This window comes from Pseudomonas sp. MF6776, from assembly GCF_016613125.1.
In the GTDB taxonomy this organism is placed as follows: Bacteria; Pseudomonadota; Gammaproteobacteria; order Pseudomonadales; family Pseudomonadaceae; genus Aquipseudomonas; species Aquipseudomonas iridis.
The window spans coordinates 315,424-340,100 of the sequence record NZ_JAENSQ010000002.1; the positions used below are offsets into that span (position 1 = coordinate 315,424).

The 24,677-nt window shown below is 55.2% G+C and carries 16 protein-coding genes and 2 pseudogenes; 12 read left to right on the top strand and 6 right to left on the bottom strand.

Translation table 11 applies throughout. The features are described 5' to 3' along the window. The first annotated feature begins 106 nt into the window (after positions 1-106). A pseudogene (locus tag JJD74_RS03475) lies at positions 107-755 on the top strand (hypothetical protein). 55 nt (positions 756-810) lie between these two features. Further along, a pseudogene (locus JJD74_RS30720) lies at positions 811-1,119 on the top strand (tyrosine-type recombinase/integrase); the annotation flags it as partial. 140 nt (positions 1,120-1,259) lie between these two features. Here the strand turns inward: JJD74_RS30720 and JJD74_RS03480 are convergent. Genes JJD74_RS03480 through JJD74_RS03490 form a run of 3 tightly spaced genes read right to left on the bottom strand, consistent with a single transcriptional unit; the run spans position 1,260 to position 4,038 of the window. Further along, the gene (locus tag JJD74_RS03480) at positions 1,260-1,940 is read right to left on the bottom strand and encodes a hypothetical protein (protein WP_200611338.1); all 681 of its coding nucleotides are present in this window, start codon (positions 1,938-1,940) and stop codon (positions 1,260-1,262) included. Beyond that, positions 1,937-3,064, bottom strand: coding sequence for a hypothetical protein (locus JJD74_RS03485; protein ID WP_200611342.1), 1,128 nt, complete (start codon positions 3,062-3,064; stop codon positions 1,937-1,939). The genes JJD74_RS03480 and JJD74_RS03485 overlap by 4 nt, the downstream gene beginning before the upstream one ends. Beyond that, positions 3,061-4,038: a hypothetical protein gene (locus JJD74_RS03490; protein WP_200611346.1), complete on the bottom strand. Its 978-nt coding sequence runs from the start codon at positions 4,036-4,038 to the stop codon at positions 3,061-3,063. The genes JJD74_RS03485 and JJD74_RS03490 overlap by 4 nt, the downstream gene beginning before the upstream one ends. A 412-nt stretch (positions 4,039-4,450) precedes the next feature. Between JJD74_RS03490 and JJD74_RS03495 the strand changes: the two genes are divergently transcribed. From JJD74_RS03495 to JJD74_RS03540, 10 genes are all read left to right on the top strand, one after another. Then, positions 4,451-4,780 carry a hypothetical protein gene (locus JJD74_RS03495; RefSeq protein ID WP_200611348.1) on the top strand — a complete coding sequence of 110 codons (330 nt, stop codon included), beginning with the start codon at positions 4,451-4,453 and terminating at the stop codon, positions 4,778-4,780. Positions 4,781-4,855: 75 nt separating this feature from the next. Then, complete coding sequence (locus tag JJD74_RS03500) at positions 4,856-5,824, top strand: DUF932 domain-containing protein (RefSeq protein ID WP_200611350.1); 969 nt, start codon at positions 4,856-4,858, stop codon at positions 5,822-5,824. Between the two features lie 81 nt (positions 5,825-5,905). Continuing rightward, on the top strand, positions 5,906-6,910 hold the full coding sequence (locus tag JJD74_RS03505) for a YqaJ viral recombinase family nuclease (RefSeq protein ID WP_200611353.1): 1,005 nt from the start codon (positions 5,906-5,908) through the stop codon (positions 6,908-6,910). 78 nt (positions 6,911-6,988) lie between these two features. Continuing rightward, complete coding sequence (locus JJD74_RS03510) at positions 6,989-7,906, top strand: recombination directionality factor (RefSeq protein ID WP_200611355.1); 918 nt, start codon at positions 6,989-6,991, stop codon at positions 7,904-7,906. Between the two features lie 52 nt (positions 7,907-7,958). Further along, positions 7,959-8,456, top strand: a complete 498-nt coding sequence (locus tag JJD74_RS03515; RefSeq protein WP_200611360.1) for a JAB domain-containing protein — start codon at positions 7,959-7,961, stop codon at positions 8,454-8,456. 721 nt (positions 8,457-9,177) lie between these two features. Continuing rightward, entirely contained in the window at positions 9,178-11,523 is a 2,346-nt protein-coding gene (gene zorA, locus JJD74_RS03520) for an anti-phage ZorAB system protein ZorA (RefSeq protein WP_200611368.1), read from the top strand. After that, on the top strand, positions 11,523-12,269 hold the full coding sequence (locus JJD74_RS03525; protein ID WP_060772756.1) for an OmpA/MotB family protein: 747 nt from the start codon (positions 11,523-11,525) through the stop codon (positions 12,267-12,269). Before zorA ends, JJD74_RS03525 begins: the two co-directional genes overlap by 1 nt. Then, positions 12,266-14,434 (top strand): EH signature domain-containing protein, encoded by a 2,169-nt coding sequence (locus tag JJD74_RS03530; protein ID WP_200611370.1) that lies wholly within the window; start codon positions 12,266-12,268, stop codon positions 14,432-14,434. Before JJD74_RS03525 ends, JJD74_RS03530 begins: the two co-directional genes overlap by 4 nt. Positions 14,435-14,449: 15 nt before the next feature. Next, positions 14,450-17,479 carry a DEAD/DEAH box helicase gene (locus JJD74_RS03535; protein ID WP_200611373.1) on the top strand — a complete coding sequence of 1,010 codons (3,030 nt, stop codon included), beginning with the start codon at positions 14,450-14,452 and terminating at the stop codon, positions 17,477-17,479. A gap of 73 nt (positions 17,480-17,552) precedes the next feature. Next, positions 17,553-17,963 carry a hypothetical protein gene (locus tag JJD74_RS03540; protein ID WP_200611375.1) on the top strand — a complete coding sequence of 137 codons (411 nt, stop codon included), beginning with the start codon at positions 17,553-17,555 and terminating at the stop codon, positions 17,961-17,963. Between the two features lie 19 nt (positions 17,964-17,982). Here the strand turns inward: JJD74_RS03540 and JJD74_RS03545 are convergent, their stop codons facing one another. The 3 genes from JJD74_RS03545 to JJD74_RS03555 all read right to left on the bottom strand — a co-directional run bounded on the left by JJD74_RS03545 (position 17,983) and on the right by JJD74_RS03555 (position 24,627). Then, positions 17,983-19,389: a DUF7017 domain-containing protein gene (locus JJD74_RS03545; protein ID WP_200611377.1), complete on the bottom strand. Its 1,407-nt coding sequence runs from the start codon at positions 19,387-19,389 to the stop codon at positions 17,983-17,985. Next, complete coding sequence (locus tag JJD74_RS03550) at positions 19,386-21,488, bottom strand: ATP-dependent DNA helicase (RefSeq protein ID WP_200611379.1); 2,103 nt, start codon at positions 21,486-21,488, stop codon at positions 19,386-19,388. Before JJD74_RS03550 ends, JJD74_RS03545 begins: the two co-directional genes overlap by 4 nt. 115 nt (positions 21,489-21,603) lie before the next feature. Then, positions 21,604-24,627: a type I restriction endonuclease gene (locus JJD74_RS03555; RefSeq protein WP_234451624.1), complete on the bottom strand. Its 3,024-nt coding sequence runs from the start codon at positions 24,625-24,627 to the stop codon at positions 21,604-21,606. Positions 24,628-24,677: the final 50 nt, after the last annotated feature.

Genomic DNA, 24,677 nt, shown 5'->3' on the forward strand with positions numbered 1-24,677 from the left:
TAGACACTTCTCTACCAACGTCTGGGTTTAGTCAAAATATATGTAAAGTTTTCAGACGCTCCTATTCTGTTCACGTACTGCCCATGACCTCAAGGATCGGCACCCCATGGACCATCAAGCACTCAAGACCCGTCATCGACAGGAACGTGAAAGTCATCACCCCAACCCTCACCTTGCGTGTTCATCGGGCGCTGAGTTGGCTCAATCGTGCCGAGCAAGCTGACGATGTCGATGGGCGTTTTATCTTCCTGTGGATCGCCTTCAATTCGGCCTACGCCACCGATATTGACGAACAGTACCGCATTTCCGAACAATCCACGTTCAAGGCGTTCCTGGACAAACTCTGTGCGCTCGACACTGTCAACCTGATCGAGAATCTGGTCTGGTCCGAGTTCTCTGGCAGCATCCGCGCGTTGTTGGACAACCCCTTCGTGTTCCAGAGCTTCTGGGATCACCAGAACGGCAAGATCAGCGAGCAACAGTGGACCGACCGCTTTTCCAGTGGTCGGCGAGCAGCGCAGCAAGCGCTGGCCAACCGCAATACCCCAGCAGTGCTCGGCGTTCTGTTCAATCGAATTTATACATTGCGTAATCAGGTAATGCATGGGGGCGCAACCTGGAACAGCAGTGTGAACCGGGATCAACTGCGCGACTGCTCGAACCTTCTAGGCAAGCTGGTGCCGGTAATTATTTTGCTGATGCTGGATAACCCAGAAACGCTATGGGGTGATGCTTGTTATCCGGTTATTGCTTAGGTAGTGCACTTTCCAATCCCGCGATCACAAACGAAGTGATTCCGCTGGCTGCTCACACAGCCAAACCGCCAACATGGCGCTGAAGCGTATGAGTTTCGAAGGGCGCCTGGTAAGTCATGGCATGCGCTCAATGGCGAGCACCATCCTCATCGAGCACGGCTGTGATCCTGAATTGATCGAGGTTGCGCTTGCTCATGTCGATAAAGACGACGTACACAGCGCCTACAACCGAGCGAACTACATCGAACGCAGACGCCCTATGATGGACTGGTGGAGCAAGCACACTCAGGAAGCTGCCACTGGGAGTCTGTCAGTGTCAGCACTCTGTCAGAACAAAGATCGAAAAGTCGTCTATATACGCTAACGAGTGGCTTCAACCAGTGATAAGCAATCACTCGACCATGACCGCCGGCTGCCTGGACTGTGCATCGGGCTCGCCCCCGCACTCTCAGTGTATATGTCAAGCAGTCGATACAAGCGATAGAAGCACCTAAAGGAATTGTTTCAGCTGTCGCCGCGAGGAAAGGAAACGCGTAAATGACGAAGAAGATCGTTCGGTAGCACAGCGGGGAGCTTCGCAGTGCCGTTATTGGACAGCTGAATGGCGACGGTCTTATTAAGGCCGGCGAATTTCACTTGGACTTTCTCCAGCACATGTTTGCGGCCGGCTAGTAGGATATCAGTGGCTTCGCGCACATCCTTTACCCCTTTGAGCAATATTTTTCCCGTTACCCCTTCGTCTATTTCGACGCCCGAGACCTGGAGCGAGTCGACAGTGATGTCCTGATCCACGGCAACCTGCAGAGCCGAGACCCACTCAATCAGGTTAACCGTAGGAGGCGTTACTACTAGGTTGAAACTGCAAGCTTCAAGCAGGCGACTGATCAATTCCTTGATACTGCGCTGGTAGCTTCTTAGTTCGATGTGGGGCGGCGAATCAAAAAGAGTGAACTCTGTCGTCCGGTACCCAATCCGATCAAACACCTCGTCACTACCAAAAGGAGTCGAGATCACCTCCTGGTAATTGTACTTTTCGATGTAACGTCCCTCGATGAAATCATCCCGGATTCGCTCTATAGCGAAGCCATCCATTCTTTCATCTGTAAATGGCATCTCGATGAGCCTCTTCCCAACAGCTCGAATCGACGAGGGCCATTGGGCATTCAGCCATCTCACCCTATTCATGTCGGTTCTCCTTGCGGCTCAACGCCCGCTTGAGCTTGCGCTCTCAGCTCCCTGATAACCTTCGCAGCGGTTTCTTCGATGATGCCCAGATAGGTTTCTTTGTCTTCGGCGCTGACCGGTCGGATCGTCTTGGTGTACTGAAGCTCAACGATCCGATAGGCGCCTCGGACGAAGTACTTGAAACCTTTCCCTTGTACCGGATCCTCAAAAGCGGCCTCAAACTCCACCATAGGTTGTGGTGCCTTGTTGAGCACCGAGCGCCAGATGATCGACGTGATGAAGAAGCCCTTCCGGGTCAGACTCTGGTACTCCTCAGACGCCAGAAGTGTCTCACCTTTCAGTGCGACGTTCTTGACCAGAGCCAACGCCTCCTCTTTGGCCACCTCGGCTTCCTGGTCATCGTCCAGGTCGAGCTCGTCTTCCTCAGGCTCCTGGGACAAGCGCTCAACCTTCACGCTAGTGACGTTCTTCAGCGAGAAACCAGTGAGATCTCTGATCAGGGACGTAAAGAACTCTGTGCGCAAGGCTGATGACTGAAACTCGCCGAGTTCGATGCGGATGGTGGGAATCTCAGCCTTAGCCTTCGTATCCAACTTGTCCTTGAGCTTCGAGTAGATAGCCTTCACACGGTCGTTGGCAGGCATCCGAATAACCGTCTTGTCCGCCGAGACGTGGAACTCGATCGAGGCTTCCTTGGGTGTGCGCTGGACGAGTCGCGTCTTGCCATAATCGACGTCGGAGTACTTAATGTTGGCGACCACTTGGTTGCCGTCCTTGATCTGCTGAGTGACCTTCTCGTCCTCAGGAGATTCCTCAATGTATTCCCGGAGGACCTCCCGGATTCCTTCCACGGTCAGCGCGGTTGGCAGCGTTACCGAAGTGAGTTTTTCCTGTCGACCAGAGTGCTCCCGCTGTTCCAGCAGAGTGTTCAGATCATGATAATCGTGTGGGAGGAGCGAGATGGCACTGACCAAGTCATCCCGGCTGTCCTTGGCAGAGTAGAAGATCCCCCTATCCTTCGCGAGTTCAAGCAGAACCTTTTCGTTGATTTTCTGCTTAGCCGACATCAAGGCGTCGTAGATTTCCTTATCCGTAGCACAGTACTGAAGCGCGTTTTTGCTCATTGCCGAGACAGCTCCAGTCCACAGAAGGTGGTGCGTACGTGTTCAAGTTTGCCGAAGTCAATGGAGTCTAGGATCTGCCTAAGGTCGCCTCCGCCCTGATAGTCTGCGATGTACTGGTCTTTGGCTTTGGCGAAATTGGCCGATGCATTCTGATGCGGGTCGACCATGCGGATCGTGACCTCCGTTTCGGCCTTTATTACCTGGTAGTGCATCAGGTACTCGATGAGGTATAGAAATTCATCGGTCGTGAATCCCCGCTTACGCATGAAGATCACGAAGCCCGGCTTGCTCCCATTCTTGGGGTTCACATAGGACAAGATGATCCAAGGCGCGGTCAGCATATCCAGCGTCGCAGCTTTGGCGTGCTCCAATTGGACATTCTTCCTGCGAACCAGATGGGGGTAGTAGAACTTGCAGTAATCCCGTTCCGGCACGAGACCTGCACCTCCGCGCAGGTGGATGATTTCGTGGTGAACGTTGTTCAGCCAGTAGATATCCTCAGGCCCCATCACAACGATCTTAGAGCCCTTCGGGATGTCCAAGTCGTCGCACTTCACCTTTTCAAGGATCTTGGCGAAGTCCTTGTCATATTCATTATCGTGGTTGTAGACGAAAAGCAGACCCTGGATATTCGCCGACACATCCGGATGGATGTAAGTGTCGCTAAACTCCTGGCTGATCTCGGCGCATCGCAGACTCTTGGCCAGACTCTCGATCGCCTCCCGGATAGCCTTCGTTTTGATGGTGCCCTTCGCGTAGCTCTTGAGGTCGCAATTCACATAGGTGCGGGACTGCGAATAGGGCTCGTTGTACCAAAAGACGACATCAGAGGGATGGGTCTTGACCTCATGTGCCTCCTGGTTCTCGCACGGCCAATTGATGTTGGTATGCTCCATGCGACCCCAGAGAAACTCGTTGAAAATCCCCTTCGACAGCTTCTCTGCCATCTTTGCGATGTTTATCGTCTCGGCCATGATTCCCTGGGCTCTTTATGTTGATCAAAGCAGCGCTAGCGCCATGATGGCGCTAATAATGGCACAGTAAACACGATGGTCGAGCCAGCTACAAGGTGATCCCCTGTTTGACCTTGGCACTATACCTTCCCGCGGGAACATCTCTAGGACGAAGTGGCTTCAACATGGACAAGACTGCTTGGGAGAAATGAGCAACACCTAGAGTAGCCGGGCATCGCAAACAGCCGTCTAATGTCGGTTCGCAAAATGGGCCTGGTAAAGGATGTCTATCCAGATCGCTGGTGAGTTCCCGCGTCGGCTCGACTGCAGTCCGTCGCACGCGTGGGCGAGCTGCTAGCAACAAAGACTTTCGAGTAAAAATATTTCAGTCCTACATAACCGTAATGACATCAACACCTAGAAGGTTCGTCCCATGTCATTACAGTGCCCTCGCTGCCATTCCCCCAAAGTTGCCTCTTTCCATCACGCCATGAAAATCGGGGCTGCCATCGGCACCGTAGGCGGTGCAGCCCGTGGCGTCAGCGCAGCTTTAGCAGGTGGTCAGGCTGGTGCGCTTATCGGCGCTATCGCCGGGCCGGTCGGCATCACCCTCGGCTCAGTGTCAGGTGCCATCCTAGGCGGCCTGGCCGGCGGTGTCGGCGGCTGTGTGCTAGGCGCCCAATTGGGTGATTCGCTCGATCGCCATGTGCTTGCCCACAACCTTTGCCTCGCCTGCAATCATCGCTTCAACCTAACAGCCTAATCCCCTTACAAAATTCTCCGGCCAGTGCTGCGCTCGCGCAGCACTTATGCTGGCACGTCCAAAGGAATCACTCCCATGGCTCATCTTGTCGAACAAATGGCATACGTAGGCGCTACCCCTTGGCATGGTTTGGGTAACCGTCTGACGCAAAAACAACCACTTGAGGTCTGGCAGCGAGAAGCCGGTATGAACTGGCAGATCCAGGACAGCCCAGTGCATTTCAAGGCCGACACTGTCGGCAACCTAGGCACGATTCACACCTTTCCGGAACAGAAAGTGCTGTATCGCTCCGACACCAAGGCCCCCTTGTCGGTGGTTTCCAACCGCTACCAGATTGTGCAGCCTCGTGAGGTGCTGGAGTTCTACCGGGATCTGACTGAGGTCTCCGGCTATGAGTTGGAAACAGCTGGGATACTCAAAGGTGGCCGCAAGTTCTGGGCTCTGGCCAGAACGGGACAGACAACCGCGCTGAAGGGAAATGATCAGGTCAATGGCTATCTACTGTTAGCCACCTCCTGTGACGGTACGCTGGCCACCACCGCGACCCCGACCACCGTGCGTGTAGTTTGCAACAACACCCTGACCATCTCCTTGAACGGCGCTACCCGCGCAATCAAGGTGCCGCACAACACCCGCTTTGATCCGCAGGCCGTGAAGAAACAACTGGGCATCGCCGTCTCGCATTGGGATGAATTTATGTACCGCATGCGCGCACTGGCGGAGCGCAAGGTGCAGTGGCATGAGGCGATGGGCTTCTTCATGAATGTGCTGTGTGACGTAGCTCCCAATAGCAAACTGCCAGAAGTACTTCCGAATGAGCGAGCACTGCGCAAAGTCCAAGGGCTGTACGAAGGCCAAGGTCGTGGAGCGACGCTTGAATCTGCTCAAGGAACTGCGTGGGGCTTACTCAACGCCGTGACGGAGTATGTCGATCACGAGCACCGTGCACGCAGTACTGAGAATCGCCTTGATTCTGCGTGGTTCGGTAATGGCGCGGTCCTCAAAGAGCGCGCACTGAACGCAGCGCTGCAACTCGCCGCCTAGCCCCACTCACCTAATCAACTATTAAAACGCCCGGGTAGCTTCTGCTGGCCGGGCGTTTTTTATGCCGGATAGGAAAACATCATGGAAACGCAATCGCTGCAACAATCCTGCAGTAAACCCCGCCCCGCCTTGCGCCTGGTGGGGACCAAACAACTTCCCCGAGAAGACTGGCTGGCTGTGCGTAAACAAGGCATTGGCAGCTCGGATGCCGCCGCTGCTGTAGGTCTTAACCCTTACAAATCCCAGTTGGAGCTGTGGATGGAAAAAACTGGCCGTGACGAATCACTGCCCAAGCTCGATCCGCAGGATGAAGAGAGTCCAGCCTATTGGGGCAATGTGCTGGAGCCCATCGTCGCCTGGCATTACAGCAAGCGTAGCGGTAACCGAGTACGACGTATCAATGCAGTGCTGCAGCATCCGGATCCTAAACTGCCCTGGATGCTGGCCAACATCGACCGAGAGGTGTTCGGTGCAGACGATGTACAAATCCTTGAATGCAAAACAGCCGGCATTAACGGCGCTCGCCTCTGGAAAGAAGGCGTGCCTGAGTATGTGCAGTTACAGGTCATGCACCAGTTGGCGGTGACCGGCAAGCAGGCGGCGGATGTGGCGGTACTGCTGGGTGGCCAACACTTGGAGATCCACCGCATCGAACGCGACGAGTCGATGATTGCTCGGCTGATCGACCTGGAGCGGCTGTTCTGGGATTACGTGGTCAGTGATACCCCGCCACCGGCCGATGGTACGGAGTCAGCGGAAGCCGCACTACGCTGCCTCTACCCCGAGGACAACGGTCAGACTCTGGACTTCAGCCAGCACCCGGAGCTGGCCACCACCTACCGGGAACTCAAGGCTGTTCGCCAGAGCATTGCCCAACAGGAGACGCGTGAGGCGCAGCTCAAGCAAGTCCTGCAGCAGGCCATGGGCGCAGCAACTCGCGTCGAATTTTCCGAAGGCTATATCAGCTGGAAGAAATCCAAGGACAGCACCGGGCTGGATGTCGAACGCATGCTCAAGGACAAACCCTACCTGCAGGCCCGCTACTCCAAGATCAATACAGGCAGTCGCCGCTTTCTGATCATCTGAACCATTACTCGTCGCCCAAGCCACCTGGACCGTTTACGTCCTGGTGGCGTTTTTATTTCCAGATCAAGGATAACCGCCATGCTCAAAGGTTTAGCGATCACCCCTCCTATACTGGGGCGTATTTCCATCGGCAAGGTCGTCGAAAAAAATGGCAAACGTCTGCCGGAAAAAGACGATCAATTCACCATCACCTCACAGGTACAAAGCCGCGACGGCTGGCTGCTGCACCCACTCAATGAGGAACTGCGTAATGGCCAGGAGGGAAAACTGCGCAGCATTCCGATCCGTTTACTGTTCAACGAGCCGGAGCTCAACTTTCGGGCTGACTACAACCTGTTCGACCGTAACACCGGCCGGCCGCTGTGCGTCGGCGATGGTGAGACCTGCAAGCGTTTGACCAAGGACGGCATCCAGTCGTTGCCCTGCCCTTCACCGGATGGCTGCTCACTAGCCCAAGGCAATACCTGCAAGCCTTACGGCCGGCTGAACGTGGTGATTGGCGATGATGATCCGCTGGGCAGCTTCGTCTTCCGTACCACCGGTTTTAACAGCATCCGCACCCTGGCGGCACGCCTGCAGTACTTCAGCGCAATCTCCGGCAATCGCCTGGCCTGTCTGCCGCTGGAGCTGCGTCTGCGTGGTAAGTCCACTCGGCAGAGCCACGGTACACCGATTTTCTACGTGGACATCACGGTGCGCAGTGGCCTGAGCATGGAGGACGCCTTGCTGGAGGCCAAGCAATTGGACGAAGCCCGGCAATCCTCCGGCTTTGCCCAGGGAGCACTGGATCACGCGGCCCGTTGGGGCTTTAACAATGGAGCCTTTGAGGACAGCGAGGAGGACACCGGTGCCGTCGTCGAGGAGTTCTTCCCCGTCATTGAAGATCAGCCCAGCCGTGTAGAGCCCCAAGCCCAACGGGCAGCGCCTGCCAAACCCTCACTCGCCCAAAAGCTGGAATTGCAACGCGCGCGGCACAACAGCAGGCCCGCCCAGTAATGCCCTTCTCAACCTCCCCAGCATGCTCCCTGATTCGTACAGGAATACCGTCATGAAATATCACAAACTCAAAGCCGGTGAAACGAGCGGTACTTATGGCTTGGAATCCCCCATCACCGAAGCCGACATTCTGCAGATGGCTCAACAACTGGCGATGAGTCGTCTTACTAAAGGACGAGCTTTGACTGAGCCGAAGCACGTATTCAGTCATCTAAAAACACTGCTGCAGTACCATGAGCACGAGGTCTTTGGATTGCTGCTGCTCGACACCAAACACCAGGTGATCGGCTTCAGAGAGCTACTCGGAGGCACCCTGGAAGGTGTCAGCGTGTACCCACGGGAAGTGGTCAAGATCGCCCTAGAGCAGACGGCCGCAGCCGTGATTCTGGTCCACTATGATCCGTCTGAGGTCCCCGAACCTAGTCAAGCCAATCGCATGCTGTCCACCACACTCAAGAATGCCCTCAACATGATTGGCACCCCATTATTGGACCATGTCGTCGTAGGCTATCGAGGCTACGTGTCGTTGGCTGAACGAGGTTATTTGTAAAACGATGGCTAACCGCCCCTATGGCTGCCTTTGGCTGAGTCCAAAGGACGCCACTGAGGTGGCTGACTCGGCATTTCATTTTTTTGCGTTAAATCCGACTAATATCCAATGAGTGCGAGATGGCCTCAGTTGTCCAGAGTCAGAAGTCCGCGGACAAATTTTTCGGAGGGTGCTATGCCCTCAATAAATCAAAACATCCGAGCTCATCTCTATACGCGCTTGGTTTTCTCATGCAGCGACAGGTTATGTACTCCAGGGTCACTTTTCGGTCAGCTGCAACATCTTTTGCATCATTAAATGAGATAGCCTGCTCGAAGAAAGGACGCAGCCTGCCCAACCGTTTCGTCACAAAGCAGCCGAGATGAAGGGCTGGTAGGAATCTCGACCAAGCCACTGACAGCCTCTACCAATATGCTCAGACCACTGGCCGTGCATCGAAGGCTCCCTGGCATTACTATGCTCCCTTCTGCTCCAGCAAACGGAAGTGCCATGGATATCTTGATAGTAAATGCCGCATTGGAGACCATCGACCGCTACAAGCTCGGACGACGGAACACTCCAAACGCAGAGCAGCCTTTGCACTAAAAACATCTCCCTGCCACCAGCTTAAAACCTATCTCAGTCATGTCCACCTGCTCACTGACCAGATGGACTGCACCTTGGTGGAACAGGGCCGCGCCTGAATATTAAACGTTTCGAATGACCTAAGAGACTAGCCGTAATGGACTTGTTAAAACTGCTCTGGCCGGACTTCAGCTTGCTGCTGACTGGTAACACCAATGGCATCAGCGCCTGGTTCTGGCTGCTGACGGCGGGCATCTTTACTATCGCGCTGTTTGCTCTACTGGTGCACTTAGTTCATTTCAAAGCAAGGTTGCAGGCGGTTAACAGCCTGCTAGCCGGACAGACAAGGGAGCAGCTTGCCCTCAATCGGCGGGAAACCGTGCAGCGCGCCCAGGCGTTGAAAAACACCGGCATCAGCATGCTCTGGCGAGAATTCGACGAGAGCTTGGTCAGCTCGGGCGACCAAAAGCTGTTGTTCAACACTCTAGATGCCGAGCACTTCTTTAACGCCCGCACCCTGGCGCCGGGCCTTACCGCCAGCCGGTTGCTGGCCGCCACCCCAGGTTTTTTGGTGGCGATTGGTGTGTTAGGCACCTTTGTCGGTTTGACCATCGGCCTGGTGGGGCTGGAGTTGAGCAGCTCTTCGGGTGTTGAAGCGTTGCGCAAGGGCATCGACGGGCTGATTTCTGGCGCGGCTGTAGCTTTTATGACCTCAGTGTGGGGCGTGACCTTCAGCCTGCTGCTGAACTTTATCGAAAAAATGTTCGAGCGCTCGGCACTGGCCCAAGTACAGTCTTTGCAGAATAAAATCGACGGCCTCTATCCAAGAATTTTGGCCGAGCAGTCGCTAGTGCATATCGCTGACTATAGTCGGGAAAGCAGCACTGCCTTGCAGGAGTTGCACGAACGCATCGGCGACCGGCTGCAGGAAAGCATGGCGGGGATGAACGAAGCCATGCAAACGGCACTCGCAGATACGCTGAACAACATCATGGGCCCGGCCATTCAAACCTTGGTCAGTGGCGCCAGCCAGCAGTCCACCCAAGTATTGGACAAACTGGTCGGCAGCTTTATGGAAGGTATGACGTCGGTAGGCCGAGAGCAGGGCAACCTGATGCAGCAGGCAGCCGCCGATATAAACAACGCCGTAGGCGCAATGAGCGGTCAGCTCAATCAACTGTTCCATAGCCTCAGCGATCAGCAGGGCCGTCAGCAAGAAACCGCTCAGCAGCAGAGCCGTCAGTTTGAGGAACAGTTGCAGCGTGTCGTGAGCAGCGCCGAACAGCGAGAGCAACATTTGGAGCAGCGTTTCAATCAGCTCATGTCCGGACTGGGTGGGCAACTGGATGGCCAGTTGAGCGCCGCCCAGCGCCGCGATGACGAGCGCCAGACAATGTTCGAGCGGGCACAGGCCGAGGCCAATCAGCGCCAGCAGGAACTGCTAACGCAAGTCGCCAGTAGCACCCGTGAACAAATGCAGACGATGGCCGACGCGGGTAACGAGCGGCACAACAACCTGGAGAACGTCTTCTCGCGCTTGATGATGAGCCTTAACACCCAGCTCGATTCGCAGCTATCGTCTTCGGAGCAACGTGAGCAGGCGCGCGCCGAACGTCACGAACAACAATTAGTGGCCGCCACTGCGCAACAGCAACAGCTGATCGGCAGCCTGAGTCAGACCACTCAGCAGCAATTGACTGCAATGGTTGAAGCGGCATCCGCCCAACAGAGCAACCTGGAATCGGCCTTTGGCAAATTGCTCGGCAATCTCAACGAGCAAATGAGTGACCACAGCGCGAATGCCGAACAGCGTGAGCAGTCGCGCCAACAGCGCCAAGCCGACCAGATGGAAAACATGGCCAGCCAGCAACAGCAGTTGCTGGAAAGCATTGCCAAGGCAGTGCAGAGCACCCAACAGCAAAGCCTGCAAATGTCCGAGCAACATCAGCAGTTGCTCGGGCGCTTGCAGCAAACCAGCGAAGCTGCTGCAGCTAGCAGTAAGCACATGGACAGCAGCGCCAACCAACTTGGTCTACTGTCGACCAACGTGCGCCAAGCCTCCGAGCTATTGGGCCAGCGGCTGGAGTCGGTGTCTGAGCGAATTGAAGGCGCCAGCGCGCAAAATGCCGAGCTGGCCGCGCAGCTCAAGGGCCAATCAGCCTCGCTCTCGCAGCTGCAAGAGGCGCTACTGGAAGGCGCCCAGCGTTTCGAACAGGCCGCCAGTGAGGCGCGTAATGGCTTTGGTGAGATGAGGGCCCATCAACAAGAGTTTCTCGTCGGTATACGCACCGAGTTCACCGCTTTGGGCGAAACACTGCGCACGCAGGTTGCGGGTGTCGAGAAGCAGGCTGAAGAATGGCTACGTAGCTACTCGGTTGAGGTGCATCAGCAAGTACATGAGCGCATGGATCAATGGAACAAGCAGACCTTGAGCTTTGCCGACCAGATGTATGCCGCTGTGCAGGCCATCAGCAACGTTGTCGATGAGTTGGAGTCCCGCTGATGCGCTGGCGCAAATCCAACGAGGTATCCGTAGATGAGGAGAATCCGTACTGGATGTCTTTCTCGGACATGATGTCAGCGCTGTTGGTGATTTTCATCCTGGCGGCAGTGATCCTCATCTTGCAGTTGATGGAGCGGCAGAAGGACTTTGATCAGAAGGTTTCCCTTCTGGAGCAGGCCGAGCAGGTGCGTCGTACCATTCTAGATGAGGCGGTGGATGAGCTGCGCCAGCGCGGCATCAAGGTGGAGGTCAGCGAAAACCATACGGTGCTGCGTATCCCCAATGCGCTGCTCGGTTTTGACACCGGCGCTTATGAAGTGTTGCCACGCTACCAGCCAACGGCGCTGGAGATCGGCGAGGTGATTAACAAGGTGATCAGCAAAGAACATCGAGTTGACTTTCTGGATACGATTTTTATCGAAGGCCACACCGACAACCGACCTTATAACAATGCACAGATTAAGGGTAACTGGGGGCTGTCGACCTTTCGCGCCATCTCGCTGTGGCAATTCTGGAGTAGCGAACTGCCGGAAGCCGAGCGGCTTAATCGGTTGAATAACCAGGATGGCGACCCCCTGTTCTCGGTCAGTGGCTATGGCGAGACCCGACCGGTGAACGACCAGCAATCAAGCGAAGATGACTACCGGCTCAATCGCCGCATCGACATTCGCTTCACTATTCGCCGGCCATTGAGCGCCGAATATGAGGGTGTGCGAGAGGTGTTGGGGGGAGGCACTACCAAATGAAGGTGCCGCCGATAGATAACCGTCCTGGGGAATGGCCGCATGGTGTCATTGAAAACTGGACGCGCTTGCTTGCGCGCGCTCAGCACCTGGAGAGCAAGGCCGGCGGTAGTGATGCCTTTGAACAGATGTTGGCTACTTTTCGCGAGATGATGCGCACCGGCCGTTTTGACGGTTTTAAAGCGTTGCTGACCAGGCGCCTGGCCGCTCGCGCACTGACCTGGCTATGGTTGCACGATGACGTGATTGGACCCCGGCTGTTGAATGTACGGCTCCTCAATACGCTGATAGAAGCGCAACAACCACGCCTGACGCGAATCACGTTGGTGCAAATGGTTCAGTTGTATTTCCGCTTTTTTGATCGCTTGGATGACCGCGACAAAACTGCCGAGCAAAGCTTGCGGGCTGTGCTCGAGGCACATGTGCATGCCCAGTTGCGCTTGCTCCCCGAGCCGCGCATGCAGTCCCTGCGGCCGGATGCCTTAACCCAACTCAAGCAGCACGGGTATTGGTTGTTGGGGCTTGAAGGCCCTTTGGCCTTGGCTAAGCACGTTCGCGAGCAGGGCCAAGAGCTGGCCGCTACGTTTGAGGCGTATGGCTTGGCAGGATTGAGTACTAGCCGTTACGGCGATGTTTGCCGCGCGCACTTTTATCTCGAAACTTTGCGCCAGCTGGTGCCAGGGGAATGGGACGAGGTACTGGAAGAACTTCTGAAACCTTCGGTAAGCAAAGCACCCTACGAGGGTGACAAGCGCATTGGTCACGCGGCCTTAGAAATCATAATCGACCGCGCGGGTGATGCGCCGAGCGATATTTGGCAGAGTTTCATCCTCAATCTGGCAGGCGATCCACGCATTGCCAGCTCATCGCCTAACTACCGGCAATGGTGGTTACCTTTGGGTGAGGCGCGTATTAACCAGGTGCGCGGCTGGCTGTCCAAAGAAGACTTGCGGCTATTCCTGCAAGCTGTTGAGCAGTACGGCAACGAAAGCGGTAAAGAAGACTTGCAGCGGATGTTTCCAGCACGGAAAACCTTCCTTGAGGGGCTGTTCAAGCTTGGGTTCATTCGCCATACACGCTTGATGCTGGGCGGCATCGCGCAGCAGTCGGTGCGGCGAATTCTAGGGGAAGAGGTAAAGACCAACTTTGCCAAAATGGAAGGATCCATGAACGACAAGGCTGCAATCTACTTGGATTGCGGTGACTTCCATTTGGTTGAGGGCTCGCACAGCTTCAAGATTTGGGTGTATTTGGCTCAGCCTGGGCCGGCAATGAAATCGTACGAAAAAAACCTGTTTAGCCATTCAGATCTTACGATTGAGCTCCCTAAAGTATACAAAAAGCTCTATCCGGGGCTAGGTTACGAGGCGGTAACCCACAATGGCACCTGGCAGCGCAAAGTCTTCGATTTTTTGGCTGAGAATGGCATCGGCGTGGACATCGAGAAGCTACTGAGTAAGCAGGAATACCGTAGTTATTTGAATCGCCACGGGGTGCCAGTGGTACGGAGCAACAAGGTCATCGTACCGCCAGCGATACAAAGTTCAATGCAAGCCGCAAAGCCTGAGCGTTTACCTGAGCCAGGGAGCAATGCATTTGAAACAACCAGCTATGCCATTGGATCTGCATCAGCGGCATCAGCGGCATCAGCGGCATCAGCGGCATCAGCGGCATCAGCGGCATCAGCGGCATCAAGGCCGCTGACCGAACCACGAACAGTAGGTGCCGCGGTGGAGGCTTCAGTCGTCAATTCTATTCGTGCGCAGAATAACGCCATCGCCGATGCCGGCTATTCAGGAAGTCGGCAGTTATTTGGTAAAGAACCTGATGTTGGTACTGCGCTTGCACCCGTCGATAGTGCTTTGCCCTCGGTAGTCGCCGCCGTCGCGGAATCGGCATCTGCACCTTTGGTGGTAAACGAGCTGAGTGGCACCGCGTTAGCTGGCAGCATCACGCGGCTGCCTAAAAGTGCCATTGCAGTCATGCATTACTTTGCCTCTAACCCAGGTGATAAGGCTCGCTACGCCAGTAACGTTCTCGAAATTGAAATACGTGAGGTTAATCGTCTGTTGCATGGGCCGCTAAGGACTTTTTGTAAGCAAGATGAGTCTTTTGGCTGGAGTGTTTCCGGCCCTGCTTTAGCGGTTCTGAATAAACTTTTCCCCTGACTCGGTAAGCCTCCTATGGCATTTGTAGACGTTATAAAAGGCCTGCTCGGCAAGGCCGGTGAAGAACTAGCGGCGCAGCCTGGGTTTGATTTTCAGGCCGATAGCCATGGGCTGAATTTTTACCTGCCCAAAGCGGCTTTCGTTGCATTGCAGGAAGGCCGCGGCAGCACGCTGCAGAAAGTCCAGCTGATTACCTTGCGTATGCTTGAAGAGCAGGGCCTGGCCAATCCCCTGCCTAATGGCTTCATGGTGTTGGAGGCTGACCTTGCCGGTCTTGAGGCCGAGCAAGCTGACTTACTCCGACTGCCGCCTCGCTTGCCCGGCTCGTTTGCGGCCCAAATCAGTGGCCGTACCGGTAACAGCAGTTTTCGCGTTGCGCTGCATTTGAAGATGACTGACGGCGATGCGCCTTTTACCCGCAAGGGCCCGCTGCTCTATTTGACTTCAATCGAGGCTTACCGGTTGACCCCCGCAGAGTTGATGGGGCTATTGGCCTGGGAACATCATCAGGAGCTACAGCCCGAGCAGCGAGGCGAAGCGGCCAATCTTCGCCTGATGGCCGAGCTGCAAACGGCCGCACGCAGCGGTATGCGTATCGATCTCAGCCATTTCGAGCGCTTGGACGTGGTGGTGCCGCAAAACGTCGGTGTAGTGGCTACACGTTTGCCCGATGGCAGTTTATTGCTGTGCCCCAGCCTGGGGAATGGCACCACGCCGGATCAGCTGGAAAAACGTTGGTCGCAGTTAGATATGGGTGCCAATGATGGCGTACTGCGTATCGACAATCGGGTCGTACTGCTTGATCCACAGAAGATGGCGGCCATTAAGGAAGTCCTGAGTAATAAGCGTATTCCCGCGGATAAAGTCGCCGAATTCTTGACCACGCCAAGCGCTTTTCTCGATGCCGCGCTAGTAAATCTGGATATGGGGTTTTCCATCAGAGTAGTGGGTATCGGCAAGCTGCAGCATATGGATTTTGGAGACCAAGACAGCCAGAAAAATGATTGGTTTGCATTGGATAAACGTCCAGCATCTGTCGCCATCATCCAGAAGTTACTGCAAACGCCGGAAGAGCTGGCCAGATTTCAGGAGGTTTATGCGTCCGCCAAGGAGCAGGGCGCAACAAGCCTGACTTTTGCTGGTCAGGTTATTGATGTCTCCAATCCAGAACAAGTTGATGAGCATATTCAAAAGGTCCAAGAGATCTTTGAAGGTGCAACGGTTGCACCCGTTGTCGAGCCTGATGAACCTGATGAGTTGAAAGAAACAGTCAGTGTCCTGCTGCACGATGCCGACGATATTCACCAGGGCTTGCTGCGTAAGGCCTGTGAGGCCAAGCTATTCGGGGAACCGGACTGGGATGCCTATGCTCGCCAGCCATTTCCGCACCAGAGGGAGGGTGTGGAGTGGATGATGAAGTTGCTGGGGGCAGCCATTCAAGATGACCACGCCAACCTATATCGGCTGCAGGGCGCTTTGCTGGCAGATGACATGGGGCTGGGTAAAACCTACATGTCGCTGGTGACTGTGGGTGAGTACCTGGCTCAGCAAAAGGCGGCCAATAAGTCGCAAAAACCGATTTTGGTAGTCGCGCCGTTGAGTTTGCTGGAGAACTGGGAGGACGAGGTTGATCACACGTTCAAAAGCATTCCGTTTCGCGACATTGTGGTGCTGCAAGCCGGGCGTGACCTCAATCGCTTCCGCGTAAAAGGCGCAGAGCGTGAGTCCGTGCAATTAGCATCACTGGCGGATGAAGATGGTCAGCTGGATGGCGAGACCATACGTTATGCTCTGACCATCGGGCCTGAAGCCGGCGCCCAGCGCCTGGACATGGACCGGCGGCTGGTGCTGACCACCTATCAAACCCTTCGCGATTATCAGTTCTCGATGTGCATGATTGACTGGGGCATGGTGATCTTCGATGAGGCGCAGAACATCAAGAACCCTAACGCGCTGCAAACCCAGGCAGCCAAAGGCTTAAAAGCTGACTTCAAGCTATTGGCGACCGGCACCCCGGTGGAAAATAGCCTTGGCGATTTCTGGTGTTTGATGCATACCGCGCAGCCCGGTGTTTTAGGCGGTTGGAGCCAGTTTCGTGACAATTGGATAAAGCCGATTCTGCATGCGCCAGAGGATGAGCGTGATGCGGTGCGGCGCAAGGTTGGGGCTGAACTTCGTGATGCTGTAGGGATTTTTATGCTGCGCCGGGTCAAGGAGGACCAGCTCAAGGGCTTGCCAAGCAAGACCATTCACAGCGGCGTCGCTCAGCCGACAGGTGGTTTGTTAGTGCATACGCCACAGCTTTCGCGAGGGATGAAAGGCATTCAGCTAAAGGCCTACGATGCGATTTTGTCTGACTTTCGTGAACGACGAGCCACTGAGGATATGCGCGGCACGGCGCTTATAGCGCTCTCCCAGTTGCGTGAGATATCCCTCCATCCGCGCCTGCGTGAAGAGACGCAGCTCATGACCAACACAGCAAAGGATGCACGCGAGGTTATGGCCGAGTCTGGCAAGTTGACTGTGTTGCTGGAGCTGCTCGATCAGATTCGCCAGAAAAACGAAAAGGTCATCTTGTTCATGGTAACAAAGCGGCTGCAACGCTTGCTCAAGCTGTGGCTAGATCAAATTTATGGCTTAAATGTGGCCATCATTAATGGTGACACCGCTGCTGTTGCCAAGAAAGCCGACATCCTGACGCGCAAGCAGTTGATCACAGCTTTTGAGGCCAAGCCGGACTTCAACCTAATCATCATGTCACCGGTTGCAGCAGGGGTTGGTTTGACGGTGGTAGGCGCTAACCATGTCGTCCATCTGGAGCGCCATTGGAACCCGGCCAAAGAGGCCCAGGCGTCTGATCGCGTGTACCGCATTGGCCAAACCAAGGAAGTACATATCCACCTACCAGCAGTCCTGCATCCCCAGCATGATTCTTTCGATGTACATCTTGATCGCCTACTGCGCGGCAAATTAATGCTCAAAGACGCCGTGGTGACGCCAGAATCAGTAAGCGAAAACGAGATGATTCAGTCGTTGGGGTTGTAGCCACGTTGCCGAGTGAAATGCCTTTCACGTATATGAGTCAGACGACACCTTCCTTGGGCGATGGAATCGATCTGTGAAGTATATCGTTGTCGCAACGAAAGCAGCTGATCGTGACATGGCCTGCCGCAGACTCGCCCGGATGTTCCCGGTTTGTTTGCGGTCGAACACGACGATTCGCATTGATACGATCTGGTTCGCTACCGACCCCATGCACACGCGTGCCAGTATCCAAACCTCGCAGGCCAGAGTCGTGAGTGTGTTCGGTGTGGCGCACGCACACTACGCTTATCTGTTTTCCTATCGCCGCACAACGCGCATCAAAGTGTTGGGGCATGATGGTCTGGAATCTGCTTGGCGGCTCGGCAAAATCAGCGGCATGATTACGCTTCCAAGTATCGACCGATTAAACCCTGAACAACTGCGCCGCTATAGCGCGCAGTTTGTACACCGCGTCGAGAATCTCGATCAAAAAATCGAGCAATAGACGACCGCCGACGCTTCTGCTAAATGAACTTCACCACACGCCAGCGGGCCTTGCCTTGTTTGTTGGTACGCCTGATGGCGAGACAAGTAACTTCTTGGGCATGACCGGGAATAAAGGCTTTGGCCAGCACTGGCGGAACGAAAATATCGTCTCGGACACTGCGAATGAAAGCGAAATCCCTCCCCTCCTGACGCTCCAACGTGCCGGTCAGCTTTTCACACAGTCCCGGCAGCTCCCCAACTTCCGAAAGTCGCCAATCGAGCGGCGGCCCCTCGGTCTCAATATGTCCGATTTCTACGATGGTGCCTGGCAGCAATTCCGCCACATTGGGAAACTTGCGATGCAAGAGGCCGAAGCCAGTGTCAGCATTAATTGCCGCATAACTGAGTGCTTTTTCACTATTGACGTGGTCGATGACGCCCCTAGTGTAGGTAAGGCTCGGCCGGGTTAACTGCTGAAGCAAGGCGTGAGCCGCCCCTTCCACTGGGGGAAGAGGTTGCAGGCTGTGATTGGCTACCGCCTGTTTATACCAGTCGCTGGCGACTAGTTGCTGCAGCTCCTCTGGAACTTTAAAACTCTGCCGTTCCCGGTACTGAAAAGCCAGGCTCGCCTGATGTGCAGCATCATTGAAGCGCCCGAGCAATGCCAAGCGCTGTGCAAGGTGAATACGTATCTTTGCCACCTCCTGCTCTTCCCGCGCCAGCTGGGTGGCATGCACGTAGCAGGTCAGCGCGTCCTCTGACTGCGTGGCTTCGAGGATTTCTCCCAGTAGCGCCCAGGTCCAGGCCGCGCGCGACTGGCGTCGCAGCACGGGTGCCAGGCACTTGATCGCCTGCTCCGGCTCACCCTGCGCCAAATGCAATTTGCTTTGGTAATAGTTGAGCCATTGATCATTAGGCTCATCCTTTAGCGCCTGTGTCAGAGTACCCTTGCCCCATTCGATCCACTCCGGATTTATTCGAACGTTGGCTGCACCGATTGCTACTTCCCGGCAGATGGCGCGAATGAAGCGCTTCTGCAGGCTATCAACTGTTTTGTCCTGATTATTAACGAAAGGCTTTTTGTCTTCGTCGGGGAAATCTTCGATGCCCGCCCAACGGGCAAAACCCAGAAACTCCGACCAATCCCTGGATGCCTTACCAGCTAGGCGGAGCATCTGCGAGAAAGCACTATCGCCCCGCAGTGAGTCGGCCATCCGCGCAAATTCGCGCATACAGGGAGACAACTGGCCCGACAATGCTGCGGGTGAAAGTTGCTTTGCCTCGTAGCGATCAACGAGTGCTTTCACTTGGTCGTATAGTGCCCAAGCATAAGCTCGCAAGAACCAGATATCAGCAGCGCTCTGCAGGTACTCGGCGCGCGCCATTTCCAATGCCTCGGCAGAGCGCCCCTGTTTGCGTAGGGCAAAAATTTCACTTGAGCTCACCGCAACGTCTCCGGATGAGCCTTCAACAGTCGCTGTACTTCAACGTAAAGACCAAGACTACTGCCCGGGCTGCCGACTTCCTGGGCAGCTGTCCACGTTTGCTTGCCATCGTAGGTAAAGTCGATCTCGCCCGTGCGCTGGGAATCTGCAAAGCTCACCCGCACGCGATAGGGCATAGATTTATGGCCAGTTCGCTGAATGGATGAGTTACTTATGGCAGCATCCAAACGATCAAAAAATTCTTGAATAAACTGGTCGGGCCACTCTCCACCCTGCTTGTTTGCCAGTGCTTGGAGCGAGGTCAGCGCATCATCAGCTAATTGGGTATCGGACAGCGCATTGGGCACGGCACCTGCACGACTCAAACGATGCTTTTTATCGTAGTAGTACTGCACCGAGGCGCGCTTGCCATCACGCCCGAGGGTGTAACGCTCGCAGTACTGCAGGTGTTGCAGTTGCTCAATGACGATGTCCTGCGCCAGCCACACAGCGCGCAATTGCAGGTGCGTCGGCATCAGTGGCGCGTTAGAAACAGAGAAAGAAAAGCGATTCCAGTCCGGGTCAGCGCTCAAGTCCTCCTGACTGGACTGGCTTGGTGTGCTGATAGCTTCTGTTGTTTGCGTCCAGACCATGGTGCTGACTGCGGTGAAGTCTGGCGGATTGACCACGATCAGCTTTTTCGCAGCACGGGTAATGGCTGTATAGGCCCAACGGAAAAAATTTGCATTGCGAACACCCGTTTGAGACGAAAAATCAACAATGGCAGTGTCCCACTCGCCGCCCTGGGCTTTATGGCAGGTCATGGCGTAGCCGTACTTAACCTGAAGCGCATTGAAGTATGGGTCGACCCGGATGGTACGGCGAAATTCCGCCGCCTTGGGATGTAGATCTGGGTGGCGCTTGCGGAAGTCCACCAGCAAGGCTCGCTGCTCCAGAGGTGCCAACTCCCGATGCGGTGAATCGAGTAAGTTTTCCAGCACGAAACAGGAGGACTGGATGATGCTGCCATCCCCCGCGCGGAATACTACGGTGACGTCACGGAACGATAGTTCAACGTGATGCCCTCCCTTAAGGCTTACCGGAATTCGTTCCGCTTCTGCTTGAACTTGAGTGACCTTGACCAGATCCCCATTGCTCAGCTCGTGCAATGTGGAGTTTCTGTTAACCAACAAGATATCACCCACCCGGATGGGTAGTTTCGCATCCCCCCATAGACGTTCACGGATGCTGCGGTTGTATTCGAGTGCCGTGGCGTTCGAGTGCACGACCGTCACGTTGGACTCCTTATTTCGCAGCTTCTGAACGATTAGATCGAGCACGCTGGTTGCATCAGACTGCTGGATATCTTGCTCATTGGGCTGCAAGGAGAAGGTATTGAAACGTTCGGTCAGCAACGCGTCACGCAATTCGGTGGCGCGATCAAGGATGGCGCTGCCCTGAGCTTGGCGCATCACTGCTTCCAGATCGAACGACCGAACTCTCAGGTTGAACTCACGCTGTAGGTAGTCTTCCGACAACGCTGGGGAAGAGACTGCACCAACGGGAGGAAGCTGAGCGGGATCCCCGACGAAGAGTAACTTGGTAAGGTGGTCTTTTTCTCGCCCTGGCCGTTTGGCACGAGTAAAGGTCACTATGTCTTTGAGTATTCGGCCAGAACCAAAATGCACAAAGTCACCATGAGTCTCCTTGTCGCCCACCATTGATGACTCATCGATCACGAAGAGAGACACTGAGGCCTCTTCCTCTTTTAGCGGAAATATCATCCGGAGGCCGGGATCGTTTGCTGTTTCAGCCTCTTCATTGACCTCGACCTGGCTGAGTTGGTAGATCGCTCGATGAATCGTCGAGCCTTCATATCCACTCTTACCGGTGATCTGACGTATCTTGTTGCCGAGTATACGAGCCGCGCGCCCTGTCGGTGCGAGGAGCGCGCAGGATAGATTCATCTCCTCCAGCGTGGTGACTAGCTTGGCAATGAGCGTGGTCTTTCCTGTTCCGGCACTACCACGCAGTACGAACGCGTCGACAGAGTCGTCGCGCAAGAACATCTTGATGGCAGCGAGTGCCGCGGTTTGCTCGGAGTTCAGTTGTAGTCCCATACGGTTCAATCCATTCCTTTACACATATAGAGGGAGACGGTCGTAGGCGCTGCGGAGCAATACGAATGCGTGTAAACCCTGCGCAAAACCAAGTCTCTAGCAGACCGAACTTCACTCACGCCCTAGTCGAGCTCAGCAAGTCCCCACCCGCATCCTTCTTCAGCAATTCATACACTACCGTCAAGAACACATCACGAGTTGCCTCATCGCTCAGCAGCTTGGTCGCCATGCTAGTGTGGCTGGTCATGGCGCCTGCAATAGCTTGGATGGCCTTCATCGGTAGGTCGGCCTTCATGGCCTGACCCATAGTGTTGTTCTGCACCTGGGCCATGACCACTACATCGTCACGAAGCTTTTCGGAGACATGCACAGCGAAAGCCACCTGATCCGTGTCAGTGATGTCCTTGCCGAAGGCGTTGTTGAGCTTTTCGATCAGGTCAGCGAGGTATTTTTTCTCGCGGTCGCGTGCGTCGCGCAGGCCGTTATCGGTGATGCCATACAGCTCGGGGGTTTCACCCACGGCTGAAAGCCCGGTCAGACCTTCACCGCTCTTGATCTTGTAGTGGCTGAGTTTGAGATCACCCAAGTCCACCTGCTCGGCGCTTATGCCCTTCAAGCGTTTACGCAGCAGCCGCGCGTAGCTGGCGAACGACTCCAGTGCGGGGTCACCAAATTCCACCAACTGAGCAATATACTCATAAGTGCGGACGAACTTAGTCAGGCTCTCGCTGAATATCATCAATTCATCTCGAGCCTTGCAGTACTCTGCCCGTTGCACGTCTGCATACTCCATTCCCTTTTCGTCACCGTCGTCGTGGGCGGCCTCCCAGGCCTTTTCCCACTGTTCGATGGCATCGTTGAGCGTTTTCAACTTGCCGTTGAAACGGTCGGTGGCCGATTGGGTCAGCGAGTAAAGCTTCTGATGAGTAACATTTCGGTCCACGATGGCCTCGCCAAAAGCATCCACCTCTGCGGCCTCATAGATGAACATGCCATCCAAGCGCTGCTTGATGTCATAGACGATATTTGGGTCCTGAATATCGGCCACTTGAGCATCGCGGTAGAAGGTCTTGAAGGACGCCAGAATCTCTTCTGCCTCGTTAGCGAAGTCAATGACGTAGGTTTTGTCTTTGCCTGGGAAGGTGCGATTCAACCGCGATAGGGTCTGCACCGCTTCCACTCCAGAGATTTTTTTGTCCAGGTACATCGCCAGCAACTTGGGCTGGTCGAACCCAGTCTGGTATTTGTTGGCAACGATCATCACCCGGTAGTCCGGGGCATCGAACACTTTGCGCATGTCGCGGCCATGCAGACCAGGATTCAAGTTGGTTTCGCTGAACTGATGATCGCTGGGCAGGCTACCTTCCTGAACGTCGGTATTGGGCACCTCGCCGGAGAACGCCACCATCGCCAGCACATTGTCGTAGTCATTGCGCTGGCAATAGTCCTGCAGCGCTAGGTGGTACTTCACTGCTGCCGCACGAGAACTGGTCACCAGCATAGCCTTGGCCTGGCCACCCAGCAGGTGTGCAACGTTTTTGCGAAAGTGCTCGACTATCAGCTCGACCTTCTGCCCCACGTTCACCGGATTGAGTGACAACCACCTGGCCAGCGAACGCTTAGCGTTCTTCTCATCCACACGCTTGTCATCAACAAACTCGCTGCCGATTTTGAACGCTACGTTGTAACTGGTGTAGTTCTTCAACACATCTAGGATAAAACCCTCCTCTATGGCCTGCTGCATGGTGTAGAGGTGAAACGGTGCCGGTGGATTTTCTTGGCTCGCCGGCAGAGCCCCGTTACGTGGGCGGCCAAAAAGACTCAGGGTTGAATGCTTAGGCGTGGCGGTGAAGGCAAAGTAGCTGGCATTGCCTGGTCGGCTGCGTGAAGACTGCCAGACCGACAGACGCTGCTCCTTGCTCAGTTTGTCCCACTCTTCCTCACTTTGGCCGGTCAATACATAGCGCAGGTCATCGGCGGTGCTACCGCCCGTGGAGCTGTGCGCTTCGTCAATAATGATGGCAAATCGACGGTTGCGCAGGCTGGTCTCGCCGAGGATCACTTTCTGTGCGTAGGGAAAGGTCTGCAGTGTGCAGACGATTATCGGCACGCCATCGAGCATCGCTTTGGCCAACTGCTGGCTCTTCGGCAAACTGGATTGCTGACGATCAATGGCGCACACCACTCCTGCCTGGTGTTCGATCTGCTGAATGGCCTCCTGCAGCTGCTGATCCAGCACCTGGCGATCGGTGACCACGATGACGCTGTGAAAGTAGGGTTCGCCATCTGGCCGGCGTACGCGAATCAGTGAATGCGCTGTCCAGGCAATGGTGTTGGTTTTGCCAGATCCGGCGCTGTGCTGGATCAGATAAGGCTGCCCAGCACCCTCGATGCGAACGGCGTCGATCATTTTGGTTACGCCTTCCCACTGATGGAAACGCGGGAAAATCAGACCTTCCTTGAAGTAGGTCTTGCCGTTCACATCCTGGGCCTCCTTACGATTCTGCAGCACAAAGCGATGGAAGATGTGCAGCCAGTTATCTTTGTGTAGGACCCGCTCCCAGAAATAGCTCACTGGATAGCTGTTGTTGTCGCCGGGCGGGTTGCCCGCTGCGCCATCGTTGCCCCTGTTGAACGGCAGGAAGAAAGTAGAATCACCAGCCAGTTTAGTGGTCATGCGGATGTCGCTATCGCTCATGGCGAAATGCACTACTGCACCACGCCTGAAGGTCAGTAGCGGCTCAAGACCACCGCTCTTGCGCTCGGGCTTGCGATCCATGCGGTACTGCTGCATGGCAGCCTCGACCGATTGAGTGAAGTCAGTCTTCAGCTCCACTGTGGCCACGGGAATACCGTTAATAAAGAAGGCCAGGTCAACCTCATCTGCCTTGTCCAGCGAGTAACGCAGCTGCGGCAACACGCGCAGGCGGTTAGCTTCGTAGCGTTGGATCACCGTCTTGTTGCGATCGTCCTCGGGCAGGCCTTGGCTCATCGCCAGCGTTCCTCCACCGGCCACAGCAAAGCCATAACGCAGCACGTTGACCGTGCCGCCCTCGACTTTATTTTCCAGTTGCTTGACCAGCCGATCCAGAACCACATCGCGAGTACCCGCTCCATTCATGGCCTGCAGCTTGGCCATAGCTTGCGGCTGGCTTTCTTCCAGCCAACCAAGCACATCCTCGGAGAACA